General features: G+C 31.6%; 17 protein-coding genes. 8 read left to right on the top strand and 9 right to left on the bottom strand.

Going from position 1 to position 20,589, the window contains the following annotated elements; translation table 11 throughout:
• The first annotated feature begins 38 nt into the window (after positions 1-38).
• The 3 genes from CA_RS19780 to CA_RS19770 all read left to right on the top strand — a co-directional run bounded on the left by CA_RS19780 (position 39) and on the right by CA_RS19770 (position 3,280).
• Positions 39-1,634 carry a glycoside hydrolase family 43 protein gene (locus tag CA_RS19780; RefSeq protein WP_010890798.1) on the top strand — a complete coding sequence of 532 codons (1,596 nt, stop codon included), beginning with the start codon at positions 39-41 and terminating at the stop codon, positions 1,632-1,634.
• Positions 1,635-1,865: 231 nt separating this feature from the next.
• Positions 1,866-2,573, top strand: a complete 708-nt coding sequence (locus CA_RS19775; RefSeq protein ID WP_010890797.1) for a B3/B4 domain-containing protein — start codon at positions 1,866-1,868, stop codon at positions 2,571-2,573.
• Between the two features lie 395 nt (positions 2,574-2,968).
• Positions 2,969-3,280: a hypothetical protein gene (locus CA_RS19770; protein ID WP_010890796.1), complete on the top strand. Its 312-nt coding sequence runs from the start codon at positions 2,969-2,971 to the stop codon at positions 3,278-3,280.
• Positions 3,281-3,455: 175 nt separating this feature from the next.
• Here CA_RS19770 and CA_RS19765 read toward each other — a convergent pair whose 3' ends face one another.
• From CA_RS19765 to CA_RS19745, 5 genes are all read right to left on the bottom strand, one after another.
• A complete protein-coding gene (locus tag CA_RS19765) occupies positions 3,456-3,944 on the bottom strand; it encodes a GNAT family N-acetyltransferase (protein ID WP_010890795.1) in 489 nt (162 codons plus the stop codon).
• 70 nt (positions 3,945-4,014) lie between these two features.
• On the bottom strand, positions 4,015-4,428 hold the full coding sequence (locus CA_RS19760) for a GNAT family N-acetyltransferase (protein WP_010890794.1): 414 nt from the start codon (positions 4,426-4,428) through the stop codon (positions 4,015-4,017).
• Positions 4,429-4,626: 198 nt separating this feature from the next.
• Positions 4,627-6,264, bottom strand: a complete 1,638-nt coding sequence (locus CA_RS19755; protein WP_010890793.1) for an MFS transporter — start codon at positions 6,262-6,264, stop codon at positions 4,627-4,629.
• Positions 6,265-6,424: 160 nt separating this feature from the next.
• On the bottom strand, positions 6,425-6,952 hold the full coding sequence (locus CA_RS19750) for a PadR family transcriptional regulator (protein ID WP_014519111.1): 528 nt from the start codon (positions 6,950-6,952) through the stop codon (positions 6,425-6,427).
• 100 nt (positions 6,953-7,052) lie between these two features.
• A complete protein-coding gene (locus CA_RS19745) occupies positions 7,053-7,511 on the bottom strand; it encodes a MerR family transcriptional regulator (RefSeq protein WP_010890791.1) in 459 nt (152 codons plus the stop codon).
• Between the two features lie 128 nt (positions 7,512-7,639).
• On the opposite strand from CA_RS19745, the gene CA_RS19740 reads away from it, so the two are divergent.
• Complete coding sequence (locus CA_RS19740) at positions 7,640-9,400, top strand: 1-deoxy-D-xylulose-5-phosphate synthase (RefSeq protein ID WP_010890790.1); 1,761 nt, start codon at positions 7,640-7,642, stop codon at positions 9,398-9,400.
• 49 nt (positions 9,401-9,449) lie between these two features.
• Here CA_RS19740 and CA_RS19735 read toward each other — a convergent pair whose 3' ends face one another.
• The 4 genes from CA_RS19735 to CA_RS19720 all read right to left on the bottom strand — a co-directional run bounded on the left by CA_RS19735 (position 9,450) and on the right by CA_RS19720 (position 14,640).
• A complete protein-coding gene (locus CA_RS19735) occupies positions 9,450-9,860 on the bottom strand; it encodes an arsenate reductase ArsC (protein WP_010890789.1) in 411 nt (136 codons plus the stop codon).
• A gap of 2 nt (positions 9,861-9,862) precedes the next feature.
• Positions 9,863-10,912, bottom strand: coding sequence for an ACR3 family arsenite efflux transporter (gene arsB, locus CA_RS19730; RefSeq protein WP_010890788.1), 1,050 nt, complete (start codon positions 10,910-10,912; stop codon positions 9,863-9,865).
• A gap of 1 nt (position 10,913) precedes the next feature.
• Entirely contained in the window at positions 10,914-11,282 is a 369-nt protein-coding gene (locus tag CA_RS19725; RefSeq protein WP_014519109.1) for an ArsR/SmtB family transcription factor, read from the bottom strand.
• A 199-nt stretch (positions 11,283-11,481) separates the two neighbouring features.
• Complete coding sequence (locus tag CA_RS19720) at positions 11,482-14,640, bottom strand: MMPL family transporter (protein WP_014519108.1); 3,159 nt, start codon at positions 14,638-14,640, stop codon at positions 11,482-11,484.
• A 378-nt stretch (positions 14,641-15,018) separates the two neighbouring features.
• Here CA_RS19720 and CA_RS19715 point away from each other — a divergent pair, with 378 nt between their 5' ends.
• From CA_RS19715 to CA_RS19700, 4 genes are all read left to right on the top strand, one after another.
• Complete coding sequence (locus tag CA_RS19715; RefSeq protein ID WP_010890785.1) at positions 15,019-15,258, top strand: hypothetical protein; 240 nt, start codon at positions 15,019-15,021, stop codon at positions 15,256-15,258.
• Positions 15,259-15,386: 128 nt separating this feature from the next.
• Positions 15,387-15,962, top strand: a complete 576-nt coding sequence (locus CA_RS19710; RefSeq protein WP_010890784.1) for a TetR/AcrR family transcriptional regulator — start codon at positions 15,387-15,389, stop codon at positions 15,960-15,962.
• A 424-nt stretch (positions 15,963-16,386) separates the two neighbouring features.
• A complete protein-coding gene (locus CA_RS19705) occupies positions 16,387-18,276 on the top strand; it encodes an endonuclease MutS2 (protein ID WP_010890783.1) in 1,890 nt (629 codons plus the stop codon).
• Between the two features lie 425 nt (positions 18,277-18,701).
• Entirely contained in the window at positions 18,702-20,387 is a 1,686-nt protein-coding gene (locus CA_RS19700) for an alpha-amylase family glycosyl hydrolase (RefSeq protein ID WP_010890782.1), read from the top strand.
• Positions 20,388-20,589: the final 202 nt, after the last annotated feature.

The raw sequence follows: 20,589 nt of genomic DNA, 5'->3' as shown, positions 1-20,589 counted from the left end.
ATGAGCTTTTATTTTTAAAGGAGAGTGAGTAGATTATTATGTTAAAAAAAAGAAAATTTTCATTTAAGAAATTAGGTTGTATAGCAGTATTAATATGTATGGCAGTAGCAGCAAAATCATTTTTAGCTAAAGCCTACACTTCAGATTTAGGCAATGGAACTTATCAAAATCCTGTTATGTATGCAGATTATCCAGATAATTCTGTTATTAAAGTAGGTTCAACCTATTATATGGCATGTTCTAGTATAAATTATATGCCAGGCCTGCCTATTCTAAAATCACAGGATCTTGTAAACTGGGAAATTTGTTCTTATGCCTTTGATCGTATAGATACAGGAATGAGTGGAATTGATAAAACACATGCAGATGCCTACAATTTAGTAGGTGGAGAAAACGTATACTCAAAAGGCTGTTGGGCTCCAAGTTTAAAGTATCATAACGGTACTTTTTACGCTACATTTGCCTCTCTTGATTTAGGAAAAACATTTGTATGTACAAAAACTGGTCCAATGGGCTTTGGTGGTTGGACTTTTACAGCAATTTCAGGTATAGGCTATGCTCATGATGCAGATCTTTTCTTTGATACTGATGGAAGAGTATATCTTATAAATGGAGGGTGTAATGTAACAGAACTAACTCCAGATTGTAAGTCTGTTAAATATGGAGGAATAAATCAGAAAATTTTTGATGGTGGTCCTAGTCATGATGGAAATAGAATTTTTAAGAAAAATGGATACTATTATATACTTTCAACACCTATAAAGGGAAATGGAGCTTATCAGCGTATAGAAAAGGCTTGGAGATCAAAAAGTCTTACAGGCCCTTATGAGCAAACTATAATTTTAGATGATGGTGCAAATCATCAAGTTTGTGTGGTTGATGATGGCAGCTACAATTGGGCAATGTTATTTGAGGATAAAGGGGCAGTTGGTCGTATACCAAAGCTTGCTCCAGTTACTTGGGTAAACAATTGGCCTATGATAGGTGTAAATGGAAGTGCCACAGTACCAAATATATATAATAAACCTGCAGCAGGAAATGGGATAAAATCGCCTGGAACTGATGATGACTTTACCTCTCAGGGGTATGTACTTTCTCAGTGGCAGTGGAATCACAATCCAGATAATTCAAAATGGACTACCTCTGAACGTCCAGGTTGGATGAGACTTAAAACAAGCTATTCTAAGGATTTTCTTCAAGCAAGAAATACTCTTACACAGAGGATACAAGGACCAGCTTCTTCAGGTTGGGTTAAGCTAGATACAACTAACATCAAACCTGGTCAGATTTCAGGATTATCTGCTTTCCATAGTAAATATGGATATATAGGAGTTAGAAACGATAATGGAACAAAGAAGCTTGTTCAATACAATGTTACAGGATCAGAAACTGCTATTAATCTTACTAATAATATAGTGTATCTTAAGGTAAGTACTGATTGTAATGCGCAAACTGCAAAATTCTATTATAGTTACAATGGTAACAGCTGGACACAGCTTGGAAGCACTTTAAAAATGGATTTCTTTTATAAATTATGGTTTGTAGGGTATAGATTTGCTTTATTCAATTACACTACAGGTTCTGATACCAGTGGTTATGCAGACTTTGATTATTTCAAGTTTAGTTCATTTTAGTAAACTTATCTGCTTTAGGATATAATTAAGATAGCATAGATAAAGAGGTCACATATTGGAATTGCCTTCTAATATGTGACTTTTAATATGCTAATTTAGAGCTAAAATATATAATTGACTTAACAGCTACCATAAATTTTTTAGGTGTTTTATTATATATAATGGGTTTATTGCTCATTTATGGAGTATAATAGTTGAATAAGATATTATAATTTTAAGGAGGTTTTTTAAATGAAAAGTTTTGTAATTGAGGATGAGTTTTGGAGCTTATTTCCTAACGCAAAGATTGGAGTTGTTATTTGCCACAGCATAGATAACTCTATAAAAGATGAAAATCAGTATAAAGACATGATTTCCAATTCGGAAGAAGAAGCTTTATCATATTTAAAAAATGAAGAGTTTAGCAGTAATGAAGTCATAAAAGTGTGGAGAGAAGCTTTTCAAAAATTCAAAACAAAGAAAGGTGCAAGATCTTCTATTGAGGCATTATTAAAAAGGGTCCATAAAGGAAATCATATAGGAACCATTAATCCATTAGTTGATATTTATAATTCTATTTCTTTAAGATACGCCATGCCTTGCGGAGGAGAAGATATAGATGCCTTTGCTGGAGATATAAGATTAACTAAGGCAGTAGGAAACGAAAGTTTTGTTACATTAGGAACAGATAAAAATGAGCCACCGTATGAAGGTGAAATAGTATATAAGGATAATGAGGGAGCAATTTGCAGGTGTTTTAATTGGCGTGAATCAGTAAGGACAATGCTTACGGAAAATACAAAGAACGCATTTTTATGCATTGAGCTAATTGATGAAACAAGAGTAAAGGAATTTGAAGATGCTCTAGATACTTTAGCAAAAACAGTACAGGATAATTTGGGTGGAAACTGCAAAATTTCAACTCTTGATATTAACAATAAATCAGTAGTAATAGATTAGTTTAAGGATATAAGGGGATGGGTGGTTTTAGTCATAAGGGTATTTAATAAAATAGACGGTTTTACTTAATTAAGGATTATAATAATGATGAAAAGCCTATATAGTTAGTGACTTAGTACATAATATTTTTAAATTTATTTGACTTATTAAATCGGGCTAAGACAATTTTATGAATAATTATTGTTATAAAAGGCAAAAACGCGAGTAAATTAAAGTAATTAATTACAAAAATATACATATAACAATTAAACGCTTTAAATGGCAATTAATTACGGATATTACCATAATATGGCAGCAGGATGAATTAGGAAAAAAACTATAATTTTATGTAAAATATTACATAAGGCTTGTTGCGTTTAAAATAGTACAAGCTAAATTTGAGGAGGGATGATAACATGCGTAAAAAGTTATTAAGTCTGGTAATGACAGGAGCTATTGCATTAACTTTAATACCAGCAGTAAATTCATCAGCTGCTAAAATTAATAACACTAAAACAACTAAACTTTCAGTATCTCCAAGAGATAGCTGGCATAATGGTCATATCTATGCCGATACTGAGTTATACTACCAGCCATATTCTGATACATATGCTGGAAGTGTAGCTCAAAAGACAGAGGTATCGTATCAGTATTACGGAAATGGATGGTACTATGTATTTGTTCAAGGTAAATACTTCTATGTTTATGGTTCAGGACATTTTTGCTAAACACATGCAATTATCGATAATATTTCCATAATAGTTTGATAGGACTATTCTTATGGGCTAAAAAGCACTTGCTATTTACAGCGAGTGCTTTTGGTTATCATTACGGCAATCAAAAGTTTTTATATTCTTCAAAAATTTCAGTAAAAAAGGCTTTGATTGATTATAGAATAATATTTTAAAACTCTAAAAGCATATCATACCATTCAGAACCACCGTGCTTAGATTCTGAAATACCTTTATTTTCAAAGCCAAACTTTGAGTAGTAGTGAATGAGCTTTTCCTTGCAGGTTAAAATAACACCCTTGCGGCCAGATAATCTTGATATCTCTATAAAATGATTCATTAACTCGGCTGCAATTCCTTGGTTACGATATTCTGGTATTACATCAAGTCCAAAGATAGTTTGATAATCTCCATTTGGAATATGGAGTGCAGCGTTATTAAATAATTCATCATAAATAGTGGTTTCATTAATTATACAGCCATTTATAAAACCAATTACTTCTCCATCAATTTCTGCTAAAAGAAAGCTTTCAGGAAATGTCTTAATTCTTTGTTCTAATGATGCTTTTTTAGCAGCTTCTGCTTCTGGAAAACACCTTGCTTCAACTTCTATTACTTTATTTAAATCCTCTATGGATACTTTTCTTATTTTAATATTCATTATGTTAATCTCCTTTTGTTTAAATATATTAAGGGAGCAAAAAATTTAAGACTAATCTTTTATGTATTTATTAGTTTTGATTATTAAAATTGCAAAGCTGCATTGCTACACCATCTGGCATTATTTTAAATCCGAATTTTTCATAAAAGGCTGCATTTTTACTTTCCTCAGGCATAATTTCAAGGTACAGATAATCTTTATATTTTTCTTTAATAATCTCAATCATTGTCCCAGCAATTCTCTGCCCTTGATAGTTAGGGTTAACCAAAACATAATGCAGGAAGGCTACCATTTCACTGTCATCCAGTACTCGTACAAGACCCACAAGCTTATCTCCATCCCAAGCGGTTAAAACAGTAGAAGAATTTATCAAGGCTTTATACAATCGACTTGGATAATTGCCAGACACCCAGCCAACAGATAAGAATAAATTCTGAATTTCTTTCTGCGTGAATTTTTTTTCCTCTGTATAAGTAATTTTCATAAAAACACACCCCTTTTCTTATTTGTAATCACATTTTATTAATATATAAAGCACAATACCTTAAACAAATGTAACACTATTATAAGGTTATATATATATATTTACAAGTAACTCACGGCTTCGATAGTGTAGAACATGCACAAGCTTACATATTGTGATTTTCCGTGCATCAAATAATCATGCACGGATTTCATAATATTAATTACTTTTTTCTCTTCTTTTATCACTGAACAATGCAAAAAGTACACCTGGGAAAAGAATTATAGCTCCAGCTTCAAATGTAAAACTAAAAGCTTTAACAGTATACGATAAAAAAACATGCTGTATAGTAGGAACTACTTTTTTTATTTCTTTCTTTTGAGTTTCAAAACCTGCCTTGATTTTATCTTTATACATGGAAGGAGAAGATGCTAATACAGAGGTTTCTTTTTTGTCAATTGTGTTTAATATTTTTAAAAGACTAACGGTTTGTTCACTAGATACTTTTATCGAAGAAATCATCTTAAGCTTGGTTTTATCATCAAAAACAGTGTCACTATGTATTGTTTGGATAACAGCTTTTTTTGCATCAGTTATCTGAATAGCCATATTTGATGTAAATATAGTCAAAAATAGTGCAACTCCAAGCACAGTTCCAAGTGTTCGTGTCATGTTATCTATTCCAGAAGCTATTCCTATTTTATTTATAGGGACATTAGCAATTGTAGAACTTAATAGTGTAGCCATACTTAAGCCTGTACCAGCACCAGTAATAATTAATCTTAAAATGACATCTATATTTGAAGAGTTTTGAGTAAGAGAGCTATTTAAGTAGCAAGAGAAGCATAAAAGAAAAATGCCAAATGCGCTAATAAATCGCTTTCCAACCTTTTTTGTTAAGATAGCAGCTACTATTGAAAAAAACATTGAACTTAGGGACATAGTTGAAATGATAAGGCCTGCTGACAGTTCATTTAATCCTTTAATCTGCGTTAGAAAAAAGGACAAAAAATAGGAGCCACACATCATACCAAGCCCAAGTAAAAATAGAGAAATAGATCCGTTTGTAAATTGTAAAGATTTAAATAGACTAAGAGAAAGCATAGGCTCATTAACTTTTAGCTCGATAATTATAAATATTATAAGAGTTATAGCTGAAGCAGCAAATAAAGAGAGTGTAAAGCTTGAAGTCCAGCCTTTTTCATTAACCTTTATTAGTGCAAAGGTTAAGAAAAACATAGCAGCTGAGATTGTTATGTTTCCTCCAAAGTCTATACTTTTGCTTGCAGCCTGATCATAAGATTCTTTTATGAATTTAATAGTTAAAAATATGCAAAGGCATCCTATAGGTACATTAATAAAGAAGATATATCTCCAATTAAAAAATTGTGTTAATATACCACCAAGTGTTGGTCCACTAGCAGCAGCAAGACCGGCGAAAGCTCCCCAAAGTGACATAATAGTTCCTCTCTTTTCTGGTGGGAATATTTCAGCAGAAAGAGGCATTGTAACAGGAACAACAAAGGCTGCAGATAGTCCTTGAAGTGCTCGAAGAAATATAAGTACTTCAAGAGAATTTGAAATACCCGCCAATAATGAAGCTATGGTGAATAAAAAAACGCCCCCTATGAATATTTTTTTTCTGCCAAATTGATCTGCTAATCTTGAAGCCGTCAGTATAATAACTGCAAAAGCTAGATTATAGGCGTTTACTACCCAGGAAATATGATTCATATTAGTATTAAAGTATTCAGTCATCTTAGGTAAAGTAATATTTACTATAGTTGTATCTAGTAATGTCATAAAAAAACCTAAAACAATGGCTATAAAAGAAATGATCTGATATTTTTTATTCATAAAATAAACCTCCTAAAGATATAAAATATATTAGTATATAATAGACTACTATAATGTATAGTAGTTGGGCGAAAAAAATGTCTCTCAATAAAGATATACCACTGTGAATTTGGATAATTAAACGGCATATCTATAAGTAATTGTTAGAGACATGAGATTACTAATTATAATGGTCAAAAACTTTTTCAGACCATTTTTGTAAAATGTGATAGAATTCATTATATAGATCCATTATAAGGAATTCAGAGCCAGGTTTTTCAGTGTGCTGCTTTTCGTAATTATAAACTGACTCCACGAAGGCACTACGTTCTTCTGCCTTATTTTTGAAGTTTTCAAGATATTCTCTTCTCTTTTCCTTTGGTAAATTCTCTATGTTCACTAAAAATGCATTAAATTCTAAGTAAACATTGCCTATGTTTTTTGAACTTTCCTCCATTAATTCATTAAAATATGCGTTTCCCTTTTCGTTCATTGAGTATAATGTTTTTTCTGGCATTTCGCCTTCTTTAACAATCCTTGAATTTAAATACCCATTATCACATAATTTAATTATGTTTTTATAAATTGAGGGATTACTAATTTTTAACCACTTCGTAAGATTCCATTTATCAAAATCTTTAACCATTTCATATGCACTTTTTTCTTTATGCTGTAAGTAGCCAAGTATTATCAAATTTATTGAGGACAATTTAATCACCACCATTTATATACTACTATAAAGTATAGTAGTATATAATATATTTGTCAACAAGCTATTTCTTTTGAAGATATAAGTTCTTATAGCTTTATTATTTATGACAATACATCTTTCCCATATTTTCTTTTAAATTTCGAATGGTTTCTGGAATATCTTCTAGCTTTAAGGAAGTATGTATATCGCATGTCCCAGCAGCCTGTGCAGTTTCATAATACCAACATTTATATTTGATTAAATCAAGGGTTTCCTTAAGTTCAGCAATCTGTTTTATAACTCTTTCTTGCTGCTGTCTAAACATATTTAACCTCTGATCAATTGTTTCATCGCCCTGCATACACCAGTTCATAAATTCCTTTATATCTTTGATTGACATTCCAGATTTCTTTAAACATTCAATCATAAAAAGAGATTCAAAATCCTCATCTTTAAACATGCGAATACCGCTTTTACTGCGTTCAACAAATGGCATTAAACCTTCTTTAGCATAAAAACGAAGGGTGTGAGGAGATACGTTAATCTTTTTGGATACTTCGCTAATTGTATAGTACATTTTTATTCCCCCTAAAAAAATTTTAAAATTCTCTTGACTTAGAGTACACTCTCAAGTTTATGATGATAATATCACGCAAGAGAGTGTGAGTCAACTTGATATATAAAAGCAAGGTAGGAGGATGAAATATGTATTTAGAAAAAATTAATTCCCCAGAGGATGTAAAAAAATTATCAATAGATGAAATGAAAGATTTAAGTACAGAAATTCGTGAGGTGCTGCTTAAGAAGTTAAGTGAGCATGGAGGACATATTGGCCCTAATCTTGGGATTGTGGAGCTGACTATTGCACTGCATTATGTATTTAATTCACCAAAGGATAAAATTGTTTATGATGTTTCTCATCAGAGTTATATTCATAAAATGCTTACTGGAAGAAAAGAGGCTTTTATTAATTCAGAAAAATACGATGAAGTATCTGGTTACTCCAATCCAGAAGAAAGCGAGCATGACTTCTTTAACATAGGGCACACTTCAACATCAATAAGTCTTGCTTGTGGTCTTGCTAAGGCAAGGGACGTAAAAGATGAAACGGACAATGTAATTGCTATAATTGGAGATGGTTCACTAAGTGGTGGGGAAGCCTATGAGGGACTAAATAACGCTGCAGAAACAGGAACAAATATGATAATTATAGTAAATGATAATGATATGTCAATTGCAGAAAATCATGGCGGGTTATATAAGAATCTTAAAGAACTTCGTGATACAGAAGGAAAGAGTGAATGCAATTTCTTTAAAGCAATGGGCTTAGATTATCATTATGTAAAAGATGGACATGATCTTGAACAGCTAATAGGAGTATTTAATAAGGTTAAAGATACAAAGCAGCCAGTAGTTGTTCATATTCATACGGTTAAAGGAAAAGGCTTTAAATTTGCTGAAAAGAACAAAGAGCAGTGGCACTGGGGAATGCCTTTTGTACTAGAGACAGGAGCGTCAAAGGTTTCTATGGGAAGTGCAGAGAATTATGGAAATCTAACAGGAGAATATTTATTAGATTATATGAAGCGTGATCCCAAAGTAGTAGCGATTACCTCAGGAACTCCTGCAGTGTTTGGATTTTGGAAAGAAAGAAGGAACGAAGCAGGCAGACAGTTTGTTGATGTTGGCATTGCGGAAGAACATGCAGTTGCTTTAGCTTCAGGAATTGCAGCAAATGGTGGAAATCCGGTTTATGGAGTGTATAGTACATTTCTTCAGAGAACCTATGACCAGCTTTCACAGGATTTGTGCATTAATAATAATCCAGCAGTATTGCTAGTATTTGCAGCATCTGTTTATGGAATGAACGATGTTACACATCTTGGGTTATACGATATTGGCATGATGAGTAACATTCCAAACATGGTATACTTAGCTCCAACCTGTAAGGAAGAATATTTTGCAATGCTTAAGTGGGCAATGATACAGAAAGATCACCCAGTAGCAATTCGCGTTCCTGCAATGGGAGTAATAGAAAGCGGAGTAGTAGATAACACAGATTATTCTAAACTAAATAAATATGAGGTTACAAAAGCTGGAAAGGATGTTGCAGTTATTGCACTTGGAGATTTTTATCAGCTTGGTCAGTCAGTTACAGAAAAGCTTTCACAGGAAAATGGTATTAACGCTACTTTAATTAATCCAAAGTATATTACAGGAATTGATGAAGAGCTACTTGAAGGACTTAAAAAAGAACATAAACTTGTAATTACCCTTGAAGACGGTATCTTAGATGGTGGTTTTGGTGAAAAGATTGCAAGATATTACGGTGCTTCTGATATGAAGGTATTAAATTATGGTATTAAAAAGGAACTATTAGATCGTTATGTTCCTGATGAGCTTATGAAAAAGAATAGACTTACAGATGTTCAGATAGTAGAAGATATTATGAATATTATAAAATAAGTACAATAGGGTACACATTTCTTCATGTGTACCCTATTGTACTTTTTATTTATAATTCAATTTCTTTATTTATAATTCTTTTAGCTAAATCCTTAACTTTTTCTTCAATGGTTTTTGCCGTTCTTATAAATTCTTCATCACTTTTTCCTGAAGGATCGTCTAAGCCCCAATCTTCTGTGTGTTTTGAGAGCACAAAAGGACATACTACATTGCAGCCCATTTTTATCACTATGTCGACCTTTGGAAGATCTTTTAAAAGCTTTGATTTATGTTTTTCATTCATATCAATGTCGTATAAATCCCTTATAATTCTTACTGCATCTTGATTTATGTTATCTTTTAATTCTGTGCCGGCGGAGTACGCTTCAAAGGTGTCAGCTGCAAATAGCTTTCCAAGAGCTTCAGCCATTTGAGATCTACAGGAATTGTGTACGCATATAAATGCTACTTTTGGTTTCATAGTTATTTTCCTCCGTTACTAAAATATTTTTTTCTCCAGTATAGAGCTACATTTACGAGTGCTATCATAACAGGTACTTCTACTAGAGGACCTATAACTGCCGTAAAGGCTTCTTTTGACTGTATTCCGAAAACTGCAACTGCAACGGCTATGGCAAGTTCAAAGTTATTGCTTGCGGCTGTAAATGATAGAGTTGTTGTTTTTTTATAATCTATTCCTGATTTATAACTTATAAAAAATGATACCGAAAACATTATTATAAAATATACTAAAAGAGGAACTGCAATTCTTATAACATCCATCGGAAGTTCAACTATATATTTTCCCTTATAAGTAAACATGATTACTATAGTAAAAAGTAGAGCAATTAATGCTAGCGGACTCACCTTAGGTACAAACTTTTTTGTATACCATTCAGTTCCCATTTTAGGTTCTAATATTAGCCTTGTAAGAAGTCCAGCTGCAAATGGTATACCAAGATAAATGGCTACAGAACCAGCTACTTTTACCATTGAAATATCAACTTTATAACCATTCAACCCAAATACTGTTGGTAAAACTGTTATAAATATATAGCAGTATACTGAATAAAAAATAACCTGAAAAATTGAGTTGAAGGCCACAAGAGCTGCTGCATACTCTGTATCTCCATCGGCCAAACCATTCCATACAATAACCATGGCAATGCACCTTGCAAGACCAATTAATATAAGCCCAGTCATAAATGCTGGATATGATTTTAAAAATATGATTGCTATTATAAACATTAAAATTGGTCCCACAATCCAATTTTGTAAAAGTGATAAACCTAAAACTTTGGGATTTTTAAAAACTTTATAGAGCTCTTTATAGTTAACTTTTGCAAGTGGTGGATAAAGCATAACTATAAGTCCAATAGCCATGGGAATAGAGGTGGTTCCTACTGATAAACTTGACAATGTAGTAGAAAGCCCTGGAAAAGTCCATCCTAAAAGTATACCGATTGCCATTGCAGTGAAAATCCATATAGTTAAATAACGATCAAGCCAAAATAATTTTGATGTTTTATTCAATTTATTTTCCCCCTAATTTAGTTTCCTTTAACTCATCGCAGTTAAGGCCACTTTCTTTATATTTTTTTAATTGTCGTAAATCTTTTTTACATTGTTCTAGATTAAGTGCATGCTTTTTAATGATTTCCTCTATAAATGGAAAAGTTTCTATAACGTCTTCATTTATTTTGTAATATACATATTTACTTACCTTGTTGTAATTAATAATTTCAGCATTTGTAAGCTTTGTTAAATGGCGTGAAGCATTGGATTGACTTATGTCTAGTATTTCTTCCATTTCACAAACACACATTTCACCTTTTTCAAGTAAATTTAATATTCTCATGCGAGTTTCATCGGACAATGCTTTTATCACTTGTATTAAATTCATTTCATCACTCCTTATATGAATATATTCGATTATAATCATATAATATTAAGCTAATTTTTGCACATTTTTCTTATTTTTATCTCCCTAAAGTCCCAGCATTTATGTAAAGTATCTTGGTTAAAACATAAATTAATATATAGCAAAAAAGCAAACCCACGGCCATTGTGGGGTTTGCTTTTAACTATAGTAACTTACTTATTTATAGATTACTTACCTTTCTATTAGAATGTATATCTAGTTCCTTAGAAGTTTCTTCCTTTTCAAATTTATTAAGTATACTAGATTTTATAGCAATCATAGCTGGGATGAAGATTGGTAAAAATACTGTGCAAAGTAATATAATTCCCAGTATAACAGTTAAAGATAACTCCATTAATGTAGGTACCCCTGAAGGATACATAGCTGCAAAAGTTCCAGATAAAATAATTCCCGCTGAAGAAATAACTCCACCAACGCTTTTAGCTGCACTCACTATAGCCTCTTTTGATGGTAAGTCCAAATTTTCTCTATATCTCATTACAAGGAATATACTATAATCTACTCCCAGTGAAATAATCATGATAAATGAGAAAAAAGGTACATTCCAGCTTAAATCTCCTTTTCCTAAAACATTATTAAATAATAAACCTGATATTGAAATGGCAATATAGTAGGATGCTACCAACGAAGCCATTATGAATATAGACATCCAGGAGTCTCTTGTAACAATTAAAAGAACAATAAGTATGCCACAGATCATTATTATACTTGACTTATTAAAGTCTTTTTGAGACATTGTTTTAAGATCATTATTCATTTGTGATATTCCTGATATTCCTAACTTAGAGTTCTTTAAAGTTGAAGTTTTAATTTTTGCTGCAACTACACTGTTTATTTTATCAGTTATTTTCATAGCATCTTCTGAATATGGATCTATGTTTAAAGTAACATTTATTTCTGTTATTTTTCTATCCTTTGACATGTACATATCCATTGATTTACTAAAGTCTGAATTATTAATTTTGTCCTGTGGAATAAAGAAGGTTTCCGAGTTTTTAGACTTTTGTAATTTATCAATATATGAATTTGCATCATTTAAACCTGTTGAAATATCCGTTAACCCTTTTTGTGCCGTTGAAAGGCCATCTGTCAATTGCTTTGTCTTATCGGAAATTCCACTAATTCCGTTTATAAGTTGATTTTGGCCATCTTGAAGCTGTTTCGAACCTTCATCTAATTGTCCCATTGCATTAGCTACTTTATTTTGACCATCGGCTGCTTCTGCTAATTTATTTGCCATAGTTAAGCTTCCTGATCTTAAAGCTTCTGAACCTGATTTCATTGCTCCAATACCACTTTGAGCCTGGCTAAGTCCATTGTTAGCCTTTTTTAAAGAACTATTAGCTTCATCCAAACCTGCCTTTAGTTTTGTAATAGCATCTACCATATCTTGCAGCTTGGAGTTTAACTTAAGCGAGGTCTGCTGCATGGTAACGAAGGTTGGATCTGAATTAAGCTCAGGATGCTTTGCTGCAAGTTGGCTTTGCATGTAAATAACGCTGCCAAATGCAGTTTGAAAATTCTTAACCTGTGGAAGAAGGCTATTTAGTCCTTCTCCAACTTGCCCATATCCTTTACCTATAGCAGTATATGCATTTTGCAGATCATTAGTAGAATCTTGAAGCTTACCTATAGAGTCATCCAGCGCTTGAATACCATTAGATAAATCCTTTGAACCTTGTACTCCGCTATTCATGCCGTTTTTTAGTTCATTAGTAGCTTTATTTATTAAGTCCATATTTGAAGACAAATCATTTGCGCCTTTTTGAAGTTTATCAAGGGAGTTTGTGTCCACTTTAGCTCCTTGCAGCTTAGAAACAGCATCACCTAAACCATTATTTATCTTATTAACTCCACCATCTGCATCTTTTAATCCACCATTTAAAGAATTTGCCTGATCTTTAATATACAAATCCTTTATTTTTTTTCCTTTAGGCTGCGTTACACTGCATACTTCTTTAACTCCTTTGACGGATTTAATTGCTTCTGTAATTTCATCTATTTCAGACAAAGTGTATTGGTTATCTAATCTATAATCATTTTCTATAGCTACATTTACAGGTAGTGCTTTTCCAACACCAAAATGCTTAGATACAATATTAAAGCCCTTTACCGATGGATAATTTGAAGCTATTTCTTTCAAATTGTTAAAGGAAAGACTTGAGGTGTAAAAATAGCTTAAACCACATACTGCTAGTACAAGAATCAAAGCGAAAAATGGATACTTTGTTGAAATAGTAGCTGCTTTTTCCCATGCTTTATTACTTGAGTGTCCTGACGATTTAAAAGGTGACCAAAAAAGATGTATTCCAAACAGCTTCATAAGTGCAGGCAAAAACGTAAAAATCATAATTATTAAAACTGCAACGCCAACCGCCACGGCTGATGCTGATTGATATATTTTAAATTGTGAGGCCATGAGGCAGGAAAAACCAATAAGTATTGTAAGAGAACTTAAAATTACGGTTTTTCCCGCTGTTTTATAAGTTACAATTATTGCGGAATTTGTATCTAAGCCGTTATTAAGCTCTTCTTTAAATCTTGTCAAAAGCAGCATGGTATAGTCCGTTCCTATGCCAAATAAAACTAGTACTAAAAATACATTTGTGAAATTTGATATAGAAAAATTAAATTTGTCAACTAGCTGTAATACAATACCTAAAGAAGTCAAATAGCTTAAACCAACAGTTGCAAGTGTAGCAAATGGGGTTACTGGTGATTTAAAAACTGCAATTAGTATAGCTATAATTAGAAAAATAGTTATTAACTCTGTTTTTTTAACTCCAGCCTCTATAGTTTTTGAAAAATCTTCTGAAATAAAATCTGAACCTGTAGAATAGCTTGTAACCTTATCTGTTTTCATAACCTTTGTGATTTCATTCCTAATAGTTTCTGTTGTACGACCCTTTTGCTTTATACTTATAGGCACAAGCAATGTGGTTTTATCCTTAGAAATCACCTGGTCTTCAATATCTTTATTTGTAAATACATTGAGAACTGTTTTTACGTTATATTTGTTTTTATTATTTTCTAATTTAGTTACCTTATCTTTTATTTCATTTAAAGCACTGTCCGTAAGTTTTTTATCGCTGTGATACACCATTATTACGTCTAGCACTTTGTCACTACTTTTAACATCATTTAGTTTATTAAGTATGTTTTGTGCAGTAGAATATGAGTATTCTTTACCAATTGTTACCTGACCTTTATCTCTTACAAGCTTGCCCATGTCTGGCATAGTGAATAAAATAACTGTGAGAATCAGTGCCCAAAAAACAATTGATAAATAGCTTTTATTAAGCAACTTATTCAATTTCATCAACCCTTTCAAAAACATTATCTTTACCAAAATCATAACTAAAATCAAAATAGTACATATGTTGAACTTTGATTATATATGTATTATAATAATCTTGAATATAACAAACAATAATCAATTTTTGAGGTTATGTTTAAAATTATATAATTTAAACATTTTTGTTGGATTTTAATAGATATTTAAGGAGATTTTATGTTATATTTAGGATTAATAGTATGGATAGTAAATGATAATAGCAGAGATATATGAGGATAAGAAAGTAAGTATAATACTTAGATGAGATAAGAAGCATTAAGTAAATAGTACTCGTAATTTTTTATAAAGTAAGGATGAAATAATGTGAATTTATTTTTAAAATCACATGGAGGTAATTATTAAATGAATGTAATAGTTATTGCTTTAGGTTTTCTTTTTTTTGCTTTTGGAGTTCCAATTTTAGTACTGGGTAATTTAAGGTATAAGGAAGAACACAATTTTCAACGTACAAAATGTCTTAATGTATTTGATATTGGCGGAAATGAACTCAATTCCTTTACATCTTTTACTAAATTCTATGTGAAATGCCCTAAATGTGGACGATACGCACCTGTAAAAATCTTAAAAAAGGATGAGAGTTAATTACATCATAATGCTTTTATATGATGAATTCTTAATATGGTATATACAGAAAATAGTATAAAAAGAAAGGAAGTGAGCTTTAGTGAGAGCTTGGTACGAATAATGCACTTTCTCACTAAAGATAATTTATGAATAAAAAAGCAGAATATAAAAGTGCAATACGTTCAAGAAAGCTAATAAGAGAAGCTTTCGCAGATTTAATAAAGGAAAAAGATTGGAATAAAATCACAGTAACCGATATCGTTAAGCGTGCAGACATTAATCGCGGAACGTTTTACGCACACTATCAAGATGTAAAGGCGGTTTCCGACCAAATTGGAAATGAAGTAATTGAAAAAATGTTGGAATCTTTAGGTGAGTTTAATTATAAATGTTTCTTTCAAAATCCACAGCCTATTCTTTTAAAAGTTTCAAATTGGCTTAAAGAAGACTTCGAATTCTATAAAACTTTAATCAATTCCAATGGAGCTGAACAATTTCTTGAGAGACTTAAAACTATATTTGTTAACTATATGGAATTTGATAGTGATGTTCCTGAGAACATAAAAAACACACCTGCCTTTCGCATACGAGTAAATTTCTTTGCAGGTGGAATTATTAATATGTTCCAAGTGTGGTTTCGTGGTGATCTTGAGTATTCTATTGATGAACTTTCAAAGGAAGTGAGCAATATTATTTCCTGTGCATCTGAACTATTTTTTTAATTCATTGACTGCAATAAATATAAATAAAAATATTATATATTAATTGAGGAAACATCAATGTAATATAAAGAAAGCGTTTCTGGCTTTTTTCTTTATTATATATGTTGATAAAGTGGATACGTTGATATATAATATTTAATATTAGGTAGATTTCAAAAAAGAGAGGTAATTTTGTGAGTGTTTAGTATCTAAAATAGGTAACTTAATATTAATTCCAAAATTGAGGTTATAGGACTTCTAATTGTTATGGAGTTAATTACTATTTATAGATACAAGTCCACGAAACTACTTTTGGGGTTATTACCCTTTATTAATTTTGTAATTAAAGCTGTGGAGTATCCATGGCTTTTTTATTTTACAATTAATACCGTGAAATCTACCCAGGTTTCGTTGACTTGAATAAAGTTGAGGAAGGAATTTCAAAATGGATAATACAACGCTAGAAAAACTACATTACCATGAATTAAAAGAAATAGTAAAAGGATATTGTGCAAGTGGCCTGGGTAAAGCCTTAATAGATAAGTTAGAACCAAGTATAAATATAGATGTGGTAAATAGAAGGTTAGATGAAACCTCTGAGGGAAGGACACTTTTAGATGCTTCTTATCATATACCATTTGACGGAATATTTAATGTAAAGCCACTCATAGAAAAAATAGAAAAAGGTGCATCTCTAGCTCCAGAAGATTTAAGTATGATGGAAAACTTTTTAAGAGGCTCAAGAAAGCTTAAATTATTTATGAAGGGCAAGGAAGGGTATGCTCCAACTTTAAGCTCCTACAGCCTAAATATAACAGATTTAAGTTATATAGAAGAAGAAATAAATACGTCAATATCAGGGAATAGAGTAGCTTCAAATGCTTCGAAAGAGCTTAAAAAAATAAGAAAACGAATTGATATATGCGAAGATCAAATAAAAAAAAGACTTGAGAAATTTTTGGAAAACCCTGTGAACAAGGAGTATATACAAGAATTTTTTGTAAGTCAAAGAAATGGAAAATATACAGTGCCTATAAAAACTGCCTTTAAAAATAAAGTTCAAGGTAAAATTGTTGAAACCTCATTAAAGGGCAGCACTGTGTTTGTAGAACCAGATGTGGTAGCTAGATACGCTTCTGAACTATCAGAATTAAGGATTGAAGAGACCTTAGAGGAATATAAAATATTAGCTACCTTAACAGAAATGCTATATGAAAAAATAAAAGAAATTAAAATAAATATAGAGGTAATAGCTGAATACGATATGATATGGGCAAAAGTAAAATATAGCAGCGATATAAAAGGGATAAAGCCTAAACTAAATGGGCATGGTTATATAAAAATAGTTAAAGGAGGATATCCTTTAATTAAAAATGGAGTACCTTTAGACTTTGAAATAGGAAAAGAATATAGGTCATTGATAATTACGGGACCCAATGCAGGAGGAAAAACAGTGGTTTTAAAAACTTTAGGGCTATTGACACTTGCAGTTCAATCGGGCTTCCATATAAGTGCTGAAGAAGGTACAGAAATCGCTGTATTTAACAAGATATTTGTAGATATAGGCGATAATCAAAGTGTAGAAAATGCGTTAAGCACTTTTTCATCCCATGTGAAGAACTTAGCTTATATAGTAAGGGAAAGCAATAAGTCAACATTACTGCTGTTTGATGAAATTGGCAGCGGAACAGAACCAAATGAAGGTGCGGCTTTAGCAATAGCTATTTTAGAGGAAGTGTATCATAAGGGATGTATAACAGTAGCAACCACTCATTATGGAGAGATTAAGAACTTTTCAGAGCAGCACCCGGACTTTGAAAATGCAGCAATGGAGTTCAGACGTGACACATTAGATCCATTATATAGGCTTAATATAGGAAAGACAGGCGATAGTAACGCTCTTTATATATCAAAGAAAATGGGTATTTCAGATAATGTAATTGAAAGAGCTAGAAGCTACATGGAAAACAAAAATTATAATTATGAATTAATAAGAAACAGTAAAATTATCAATGAAAAGAATATTGAAAAACACAAAGATGAAGGTTATAAATTTAATGTAGGAGATAAGGTTCTTTGGATTGACAAGAAGGAAAGTGCCATTGTTTACAAAGAAAGAGACGCATACAACAATGTAACTATTTTATTTAATGAAGAATTTATTAGTGTGAACCACAAAAGGTTAAAATTAGAGATTAAAGCCTCTAAGCTATATCCAGAAGGATATGATTTAAATCAAATATTTTCTAATTACAAGAAAAGAAAGCTAGAAAGAGATATAGAAAGAGGGTCTAAAAAGGCTTTGAAGGAACTTAAAAAAAATCGCTTAAAATAGATATAATATTACGGGAGTGTATTAAAAATGAATTGAATATTCACTTTTGAAGATTATTATAAGGTGTATCAACTATTGGTACGCCTTTTCTTTAGATTAATTTAAAAACAATTGCCTTGTTTTACATTAGTTAAAAACACCAAATAGCACAAATTGTTATACTAGAGAAGATAATAATAGCAATTGAGTAAAAATAAGCTTGTACATATTTATTCCAATTTTATAAAATTATCTTAATAAAATTATAAATATCTAAGTAAAATTCTATTAGTTTACGTTCAATATTAGTTTTCTTTATCGCCACTCTATTATATTATTAAACTAATCTATATAGACAATAATGGTTTTTCGATGTAATATATATACATATAGGTAATATTTATCATTTAACTATATAAAAATTAAAAAAAGGAAGGTATTATTTAATGAAAAGAATATTTTCTTTAAGAAAAAGCTTACTTGCGGTAGTAGTTACCTTAACAGCATTTAGTGGATCACTTTTTTATCCTATAAGTAATCGTTTTCAAAATGTACAAGCCGTAACTTACAATGTGCAACCGGTAACAAGTAACTTACCAGCGAAAACTGAAGATGGTGTAATTGCTCAAGCCTTTACCTGGAGATTCAAGGATATTCAGGATCATCTGCAAGAATTTAAAGACGATGGTTACAAAGCTATTTTAGTATCTCCAGTTCAAAGAACTCCCAAGGCTGGTGATTGGTGGTTACTATATCAGCCATGCAACTTCCATATCGGGAATGCTCAACTTGGCACTTACGACGATTTTAAAAATTTATGCTCAGCAGCAAATCAATATGGAATTAAAATTATGGTTGATGCTCTCTTAAATCATGTAGCAACTAGCTCACCAGGGCAATGGGATAATTCAGTAGACGATAGTTTAAAACACCGTGAACTATATCACAATCAAGGAAGCTGCAATGATTATAAGGATAGGTATCAAGTAACTCAAAAAGATATTGGTGGACTTCTTGATTTAGCAACCCAGAGAACCGATGTTCAAGATATGGAAATTCAATTTCTAAATGAATGTATTGATGCTGGTGCTGGTGGTTTTCGTTTTGATTCAGCTAAACATATTGAAACTAATAGCGGCGAAGACTCTGGTAAACCTTGGGCATCTGATTATTGGGGCAGAGTTTTAAGTTCACTTCATAACAGAAATAACCTATATTTATATGGCGAAGTTCTTCCAGATTACGGCGATAATGATGAGGTTTACAGATCATATTTTGATATTACAGCTGAATCCTATGGATCTACTATAAGAAATGCGGTTCAAAACAAAAACTTAAATGGTCTTTTAAATATCAATTTTAGTGATCATAATATTCCATCAAGCCAAGCTTTATGCTATGTTGAAAGTCATGATAACTATGAACATAATCAATCTTCAAGTACAAGTGATTGGAACATAAAAATGGGATTTGCAATATTAGATGCAAGAGCACAACTTACTCCTCAATTTTTCATAAGGCCATCTGATAATTCTTGGAAGGATAGTGATATAGCTGCTGTAAATAAATTCCATAATGCTATGGCTGGCCAAAGTGAATATTTGAGAAATCCAAGAAATGAAACTATTATGATAGAACGTGGTAACCAAGGTATGGTAATAGTAAATGTTGGCGGGGACACGCCCATTGACTCAGCGACTAATTTAAAAGATGGTTCTTACACTAACAAGGCAAGTGCCAATTGCACTCTTAACGTATCAAATGGCAGAATAACTGGAAACATTCCTGGAGGTCAAATTATTGTTCTTTATAATAATGTACCTACGCCTAATCCTGGGAATGATGTAATTAAAGTTAATCCTCAATCTCCAGTTCCTGGCCAAAATATTACTGTAACCTATAATGCAGCTGCAAGAGTTTTACAAAATTCTTCATTAATAAAGATGCATTGGGGCTATGACAGCTGGAAAGGTACAAAAGATACTAGTATGACATCTCTAGGTAATAATTTATGGCAAGCCACAGTAACTGTTCCTTATGAGGCTTCAAGTGCATTAAATATGGTCTTTACAAACGGAAGTACATGGGACAATAATAATAATCAAAATTGGGAATTTAATATTGCTAAATAAAGAAACTTAATAAAATAATTAATCGTTTACGTAAGTATATTTCAAGGCACATAATATAATATTTTTAAAAATAAAGAGAAAAGTAGAAGTAGGGAAAACGATTTCATGATGCTTTGATAGAATAATTGTAAAAATGCAGTCATTAATTTGACTGCATTTTTTATTGTGTGCTATGTTTATGTATCTCATATTAAAAAAATTT

Origin of the sequence: Clostridium acetobutylicum ATCC 824 (assembly GCF_000008765.1) — a bacterium.
GTDB lineage: Bacteria > Bacillota > Clostridia > Clostridiales > Clostridiaceae > Clostridium_S > Clostridium_S acetobutylicum.
The sequence above is the reverse complement of the archived record's forward strand: the minus strand, read 5'-3'. Positions and strand labels throughout refer to the sequence as shown.

What these genes read in the sequence shown, in the direction of transcription:
- CA_RS19760 (WP_010890794.1), bottom strand. Translation starts at nt 4,428, where the DNA reads ATGAAAATTACTTATACAGAGGAAAAAAAATTCACGCAGAAAGAAATT.
- CA_RS19705 (WP_010890783.1), top strand. Translation starts at nt 16,387, where the DNA reads ATGGATAATACAACGCTAGAAAAACTACATTACCATGAATTAAAAGAA.
- CA_RS19740 (WP_010890790.1), top strand. Translation starts at nt 7,640, where the DNA reads ATGTATTTAGAAAAAATTAATTCCCCAGAGGATGTAAAAAAATTATCA.
- CA_RS19745 (WP_010890791.1), bottom strand. Translation starts at nt 7,511, where the DNA reads ATGTACTATACAATTAGCGAAGTATCCAAAAAGATTAACGTATCTCCT.
- CA_RS19715 (WP_010890785.1), top strand. Translation starts at nt 15,019, where the DNA reads ATGAATGTAATAGTTATTGCTTTAGGTTTTCTTTTTTTTGCTTTTGGA.
- CA_RS19710 (WP_010890784.1), top strand. Translation starts at nt 15,387, where the DNA reads ATGAATAAAAAAGCAGAATATAAAAGTGCAATACGTTCAAGAAAGCTA.
- CA_RS19770 (WP_010890796.1), top strand. Translation starts at nt 2,969, where the DNA reads ATGCGTAAAAAGTTATTAAGTCTGGTAATGACAGGAGCTATTGCATTA.
- CA_RS19725 (WP_014519109.1), bottom strand. Translation starts at nt 11,282, where the DNA reads ATGAATTTAATACAAGTGATAAAAGCATTGTCCGATGAAACTCGCATG.
- CA_RS19765 (WP_010890795.1), bottom strand. Translation starts at nt 3,944, where the DNA reads ATGAATATTAAAATAAGAAAAGTATCCATAGAGGATTTAAATAAAGTA.
- CA_RS19735 (WP_010890789.1), bottom strand. Translation starts at nt 9,860, where the DNA reads ATGAAACCAAAAGTAGCATTTATATGCGTACACAATTCCTGTAGATCT.
- CA_RS19780 (WP_010890798.1), top strand. Translation starts at nt 39, where the DNA reads ATGTTAAAAAAAAGAAAATTTTCATTTAAGAAATTAGGTTGTATAGCA.
- CA_RS19755 (WP_010890793.1), bottom strand. Translation starts at nt 6,264, where the DNA reads ATGAATAAAAAATATCAGATCATTTCTTTTATAGCCATTGTTTTAGGT.
- CA_RS19720 (WP_014519108.1), bottom strand. Translation starts at nt 14,640, where the DNA reads ATGAAATTGAATAAGTTGCTTAATAAAAGCTATTTATCAATTGTTTTT.
- CA_RS19700 (WP_010890782.1), top strand. Translation starts at nt 18,702, where the DNA reads ATGAAAAGAATATTTTCTTTAAGAAAAAGCTTACTTGCGGTAGTAGTT.
- CA_RS19775 (WP_010890797.1), top strand. Translation starts at nt 1,866, where the DNA reads ATGAAAAGTTTTGTAATTGAGGATGAGTTTTGGAGCTTATTTCCTAAC.